Origin of the sequence: Bacillus cereus group sp. BfR-BA-01382 (assembly GCF_022663475.1) — a bacterium.
Taxonomy (GTDB): Bacteria; Bacillota; Bacilli; order Bacillales; family Bacillaceae_G; genus Bacillus_A; species Bacillus_A thuringiensis_S.
Genome location: NZ_JAKUFQ010000170.1, coordinates 1 through 6455, shown reverse-complemented (window position 1 = coordinate 6455; position 6455 = coordinate 1). Strand labels below are relative to the sequence as shown.

Here is a 6455-nt window from a genome sequence, read left to right as displayed (position 1 = left end):
TATCTCTAAATACAATGTATTAAAATTAGCAGCAACTGTTGAGTATTACGAATGGGAAAAAATAGAATCCCGATTTTATAGATTTTTAAAAGAAATAGACATTAAAGATAACTAAAAAATAATTTATTAGTTATTATCTTGTTTCTAGATGGATTTAAATTCTATTGATGGTAGGTTAAAAAATGAAAAATATATTATTTGTCATCCCTTATCTAGGTGGTGGAGGAGCAGAAAGAGTATTAATAGATTTAATGAATGTCTTAAATCGACAACAAAAATACAATATTACCCTTTTTACAATTGGAAGCGGCATATTAGATGATCAATTAGATAGTGAAATAAAACATGTTAAACTGGTTAAAGTAAATTTAGCTAATCAGGACATGTTTTCAAAAATAAAAATTAAAGTAATTTTTAAGTTATTGAAAATTTTGAGTCCAGCAAGGATGAGGAGCTTCTTAAATCGATTTTTAAGAGGGAAATTTGATATTGAAATAGCTTTCTTAGAAGGCTTTCCAATAAAATTTGTATCGCAAAGTAATTCGAAAAAAATAGGTTGGATACACACAGATTTAAATCGGTTTAATTATTGTAAGTCATACTTTAAAAGTAAATCTGAAGAGATGGATAGCTATTCGAAAATGGATAAGATAGCTTTTGTATCTGAGTTATGTAAAGAAGGGTACCTAGAATATTTTAATCATATTGATAATCATAATAATCTCTATGTAATGAAGAACCTTCTTAATATAGAGCGAATTATAGCTTTATCTAAGGAAAGTGTAAATTTAGATTTTAAGTATATTTGTAGTGTTGGTAGATTAAGTGATGAAAAAGGATTCGATCGCTTAATTAAGGGATATTATAGGCTAAAGGACGAAGGGCATATAAATAATCTTAAATTAGTGATAATAGGTAGTGGAAAGAAAGAAAATGATTTAAAGAACCTTGTTGCAAATTTAAAACTAGAAGGGGATATTCTGTTTATACCATTCAATAAAAATCCATATAAATACATACGGAATAGTGAATTCTTTGTTTCATCTTCAAGGGTAGAAGGTTACCCTACAGTTGTTTTAGAAGCATTAATCCTTGAAAAATCGGTGATTGCTACTAATACAGGTGCGGCTACAATTTTAAATGCTGGGGAATTCGGTTTAGTAGTTCCAAATAATTCAGATGGAATTATAGATGGTATGAAAGAATTAATATGTAATAGCCCATTGTATACAACAAAAGCATTATCTGGAAAGAAAATGGTATTAGACCAAAATCAGCACAAGCTGAATGAAATTATTGAATTTCTTGAGCGATAGAAAAAGGAAAGTTACTATTATCTATAATGAAAATATATTATTAGAAGAAATCTTAAGAGTATTTATTGAATGCCGATGAGTAATAGGGGGGAAATATTTGAAGAAAATTTTATTTATTATAGGGCAATTAGGTGCTGGTGGAGCAGAGAGAGTTCTAGTGGATGTTGCAAATAATTTATCAAGGAATAGAGATTATTCTGTGACTGTTTTTACCTTTTGTAAAAATAAATTAGATAACCAACTTTCAGAAAAAGTAAAGCATGTTAGTTTATTTAATATAAGTGCCAGTTCAAGAAGAATTAGTGATAGAATTTTAAATCGGTTTATCATAATTAATTTTTTTAAGTTATGCCAAAAGATTGATGCAAATTATATAAGAAAAATAATGAGTTATCGTTTGAAAGAAAATTATGATGTTGAGATTGGTTTCGTTGAAGGGTTACCTATTAAAATATCTTCTTCTTTAGATCATATTAAATCTAGAAAACATATAGGATGGATTCATACAGATTTAAGCAGACACAACCATGCTGAAAACTTTTTTAAAAACTATTCAATAGAAACAGAAATATATGATAGTTTGGATAATATGGTTTTTGTATCAGAACAATCGGAAAAAGGCTATAATGCATACTTTAATAAAAAACATAATGGTAGTGCTGTTATTCCAAATTTCATAGATTGCGAACGTATTAAAACATTAGCTGAAGAAAAATGCGAACTAAGTTTTAAATATATTTGTTCTGTTGGAAGATTAGTGAAAGAAAAGGGATTTGATAGATTAATCAAAACATATGCGATCTTAAGAAAAAAGGATAAGATTAAGGATTTTAAATTAGTTATAATTGGTAGTGGTTATGAAGAAAATAAATTAAAACAATTAGCAGTCGACCTAGGGATTGGGGAAGATGTTATATTTATACCCTTTGTAGAAAACCCATATAAGTATATTAAAAATAGTGAGTTTTTTATATCTTCATCGAGAGTTGAAGGGTATTCCTTAGTTGTAGCAGAAGCAATTCTTTTAGAGGTCCCAGTGGTGTCAACAAGGACTGGAACGGTTAGCATACTTGGTGAAAGTGAGTATGGTTTGATTGTAGATAACACAACAGAAGGTATTATCGAAGGGGTAAAGCAGTTAACTAGCGATATTCATTCCTTTAAATGTAGGGCAAGTAAAGGAAGTATAGAGGTTGAAACAATTAATCGAGAAAATATGAAAAAAGTAATTTCTTTAATTGAGAACTAAGTGCAGAAAATATTAAACATGAGAGATGTGTCATAAATCATGAGTAGTTTAACCAGAAATACAATTTATAGTTTTATAAATCAAATAGTATTATTAATTATACCTTTTATAACTTTTCCTTATATTTCAAGAGTATTAGGACCAGGAAACTATGGAACTATTAATTATGCCACTAGTATAGTAACTATTTTTGCCGTATTTGCGGGAACAGGATTAATTGGATATGCAACACGTGAAATAGCTATAGTTAGTAATGATAAAGCAAAACTAAGTTTGAAATTTCAAGAATTATTTATTATACAACTAGTATTAACAATTATTATGTTGTGTTTATACGGAGCGTTTTTATTTAATAATACAGAAATGAGAAGTGAATTTCTCATCTTCTTTATTACGGGATTAACAATGTTAACTAATTTATTTACTTTTCAATGGTTTTTTGTGGGTATAGAAAAATTTAAGTATATTACAACACGTGATCTTGTGGTGAAAATTATTTTTGTTCTTTGTGTATTTATATTCATCAAAGAACAAAATGATTACCTATTATATGTTGTATTAAATTTGGGGAGTTTTATGCTGACGGCCTCTTTAAACAGTTGGTATTTATTAAAGTTTGTTAAACTGAAAAAAGGGGAATTATCTTTAAAAAACCACTTAAAACCAGTGCTTTTAGCATTAGTCATTTCGTTTATAAGTACAGTTACATTACAATTAAATTCAGTTCTCTTAGGAACCATTGCTGTAAAGGAAAAATTAGGAGTTTATAATGTGGGTATAAAAATGACAACAATGTTAGTAGCTATTGTTTCAAATGCGTTTGCTGTATTATTACCAAGGCTTAGTTATTTGAATAGCAATGATGACCATAGCTCACAGCAGAAAATCTTAAATAAGAGTGGACATTTTTTAGGCATTGTTTCAATACCAGCATGCATTGGTTTTATTTTATATTCAGATTTAATAATAAACACTCTCTTTGGGCAATCTTATTCAGGCGCTATAATAGTATCACAAATTACATCAGTATGTTTAGTAATAATGCCACTGGTAGCAATTTATGCATATTATTTGTATTCTGCTAGCAAAGAACATATATCCATATATGCCATGATAATAGCCTTAGTTATTAATGTTATTGCAAATATTATTTTGACAACAAAGTATTTTGTCGTTGGTGCAGCGATTACATTTGTATTAACAGAGTTCTCTAAGCTAGTGGTTTATTATTTCTTTTTAAGAAGATTGGGTATGAATTCTAGGTTGTTTTCAAAGAATTACTTATTATATTGCTTTATATCTATTATAACAATTGTAGTACCGTATATAATATTTAGCCCTAAAGGGATATTTTCATCTGTATTTACTATAATAGGTAGTGTTATTTTTTATTTTATTTCATTGGGAATACTTAAGGATAAGTATTTTATGGATTGTGTCCAGATTATAAAAAATATGTTGGTCCGTAGAGGAAGTAAATAAATTTTGACAATATAAGATTGACTACTTTAATAGATAACTGATAAATTAAGATATGAAATGGATTATAAGAATATAAAGAAGGTATAAAATATGAAAAAGAAAATTATATTTTGGATTCTAGGTATTGTTGGTGTTCTTATCGTTGCAGGTGGTGCATATGCATATAGCGTTTATTCTAATGTGTCTAATACTTTAGATGCGGTGCATAAACCACTAGAACGTGATAAGTCTGAAAAACGTGATCAAAAAGTAGATGTTGCAGATAAAAAGCCTATTTCTATTTTATTAATGGGAACAGATCAAAGAGAAAGTGAAACATCAAGATCTGATTCATTGATGTTATTTACTTTGAATCCTCAAAAAAAATCAATGAAGATTACAAGCATTCCCCGTGATACTTATACAGAAATCATTGGTAAAGGTAAAAAAGATAAGATTAACCATGCTTATGCCTTTGGTGGTATTGATATGGCTGTAAAAACAACGGAGAATTTTCTTAATGTACCAGTCGATCATTACATTGAAGTGAATATGGCTGGTTTTAAAGATATTGTGGATGCTGTTGGTGGCGTTGATGTAAATAACGATTTAGATTTTACATCAAGGGATACACACTTTGCTAAAGGTGAAATTCATTTAGATGGTGAAAAAGCTTTAAAATATACTCGTATGCGTTATGAAGATCCACGCGGTGACTTCGGTCGTCAAATGCGCCAACGTCAAGTTATTCAAGCTGTAATTAAAAAGGGCGCAAGTGTATCTTCTCTAGCAAGTTACGGTGATGTATTAAAAGCAATTGAGAAAAACGTAAAAACAAGTTTAACGCAAGATCAAATGTTTGATATTCAAAAGAATTATAAAGATTGCATGCAGAATAGTGAAGAGATTCAAATCCCAGGTGACGGCCACAAAGCCGCCGACGGTATTTGGTACTATTATGTTCCAGATGCAGCAAAACAAGATTTAACAAATAAATTAAAAGCGCATCTTGAATTAACTAAGTAATATGTAACAACCCAACTCCTTTGGAAGGAGTTGGGTTTATTTTTGCGTGAATTTATATTAGTATTATATATTGTGAGATTAATAGATGAGGTGAATCGATGAATAAGAAAGCGGTACTTGTCCTTGTTATTTTTGTATTGTTTGTTGCTTCGATTGTGAGCGGTAAATTGTACTGGAATAAGAAGATTGCGAATGCAACAGGGCAAACGAGTGAAGTAACGAAAACAAAGGCTGAAGTGAAAGATAGCAGGGCAAAGAAAGAAGAGAAAAAAGAAGAGAAAAAAGAAGAGAAAAAACAAGATGCGAAGTCATCTTTTAATGAAGCATACGCGAAAAACTTGCCAGATGCAGTGAAAGAGAAGTTAAAGAAAGCCGCTGAGGATAAAAAGGCAGTAAACCTTGTTATTGTTGGTGATGAGGCTTCTTCATCTGAAAAAAGTGCTTGGGCAGCTAAGTTAACTGCTAATTTAGAAACTGCTTATGGTAAAGGTTTATGGAATGTGACTGTAAAGGAATATAAGGGTGAAAGCACAGAAGAGTTAATTACGAATAAACGTGATAAAGAGATTGGGAAAGAGAATCCAGATGTGATTTTATTTGAACCGCCATTTATTACTGATAATGGTAAAACTGGTAACGGAAACTCTGTTGTGAATACACAGAAGTTCGTTCAAGCACTTTCTACTAGTGCAAAGGGTGCTACGATTATGATTCAACCGTCAAATCCAGTGTATGGTGCGAAGAATTATCCGAAATCGATTGAAGCATTAAAACAATTTGCGACGCAAAATAATTATACATATATTGATCATTGGGGAGCATGGCCGGATGCAACAACAAAGGCAATTTTACCGTACTTACAAGAAGAATTTGGTTTCCCAAGTGCTAAAGGTCATGAGGTTTGGGCTCAATATGTAACGGATTATTTCATAGCTAAATAAAATCTGTGAGAAGAAAATCATTTGTTTTAATAAAGGATAAATGATTTTCTTTTTTATTAAGGCTTAATAATATTGGAGGTATAATTATGGCGATACTTGTAACAGGTGGGGCAGGATATATTGGTAGTCATACATGTGTAGAATTACTAAATAGCGGTTACGAAGTTATAGTAGTGGATAATCTTTCGAATAGCTCGGTAGAATCCATAAATCGAGTGAAAGAAATAACAGGAAAACAATTTAAGTTTTATAAAGAAGATGTTTTAAATCGTAAAGCGCTTGACGCAATTTTTGAAGAAAATGTAATTGACGCAGTTATTCACTTTGCAGGATTTAAAGCTGTAGGGGAGTCAGTAGCGATTCCATTAACATATTATCATAACAACATTACAAGCACGTTAGTGCTATGTGAAGTAATGCAGAAACATAATGTTAAGAAAATGATCTTTAGTTCATCTGCAA

At 30.2% G+C, this 6455-nt stretch carries 6 protein-coding genes; all 6 read left to right on the top strand.

The genetic code is table 11. The features are described from left to right. Window positions 1-182 precede the first annotated feature (182 nt). A complete protein-coding gene (locus MR160_RS32345) occupies window positions 183-1316 on the top strand; it encodes a glycosyltransferase (protein ID WP_017763786.1) in 1134 nt (377 codons plus the stop codon). Window positions 1317-1413: 97 nt separating this feature from the next. Continuing rightward, window positions 1414-2565 (top strand): glycosyltransferase, encoded by a 1152-nt coding sequence (locus MR160_RS32340; RefSeq protein WP_017763777.1) that lies wholly within the window; start codon window positions 1414-1416, stop codon window positions 2563-2565. A gap of 39 nt (window positions 2566-2604) precedes the next feature. Beyond that, window positions 2605-4047: a flippase gene (locus MR160_RS32335; RefSeq protein ID WP_017763776.1), complete on the top strand. Its 1443-nt coding sequence runs from the start codon at window positions 2605-2607 to the stop codon at window positions 4045-4047. A 90-nt stretch (window positions 4048-4137) separates the two neighbouring features. Beyond that, window positions 4138-5052 (top strand): polyisoprenyl-teichoic acid--peptidoglycan teichoic acid transferase TagU, encoded by a 915-nt coding sequence (gene tagU, locus MR160_RS32330; protein ID WP_017763775.1) that lies wholly within the window; start codon window positions 4138-4140, stop codon window positions 5050-5052. Window positions 5053-5150: 98 nt separating this feature from the next. Then, the gene (locus MR160_RS32325) at window positions 5151-5993 is read left to right on the top strand and encodes an SGNH/GDSL hydrolase family protein (RefSeq protein ID WP_199664135.1); all 843 of its coding nucleotides are present in this window, start codon (window positions 5151-5153) and stop codon (window positions 5991-5993) included. An 86-nt stretch (window positions 5994-6079) separates the two neighbouring features. Next, the coding region (locus MR160_RS32320; protein ID WP_242299090.1) for an SDR family NAD(P)-dependent oxidoreductase at window positions 6080-6455 on the top strand (376 nt) is incomplete at its 3' end.

Excerpts from the sequence above, each read along its gene's own strand:
- MR160_RS32345 (WP_017763786.1), top strand. The coding sequence starts at position 183 with ATGAAAAATATATTATTTGTCATCCCTTATCTAGGTGGTGGAGGAGCA.
- MR160_RS32335 (WP_017763776.1), top strand. The coding sequence starts at position 2,605 with ATGAGTAGTTTAACCAGAAATACAATTTATAGTTTTATAAATCAAATA.
- tagU (WP_017763775.1), top strand. The coding sequence starts at position 4,138 with ATGAAAAAGAAAATTATATTTTGGATTCTAGGTATTGTTGGTGTTCTT.
- MR160_RS32325 (WP_199664135.1), top strand. The coding sequence starts at position 5,151 with ATGAATAAGAAAGCGGTACTTGTCCTTGTTATTTTTGTATTGTTTGTT.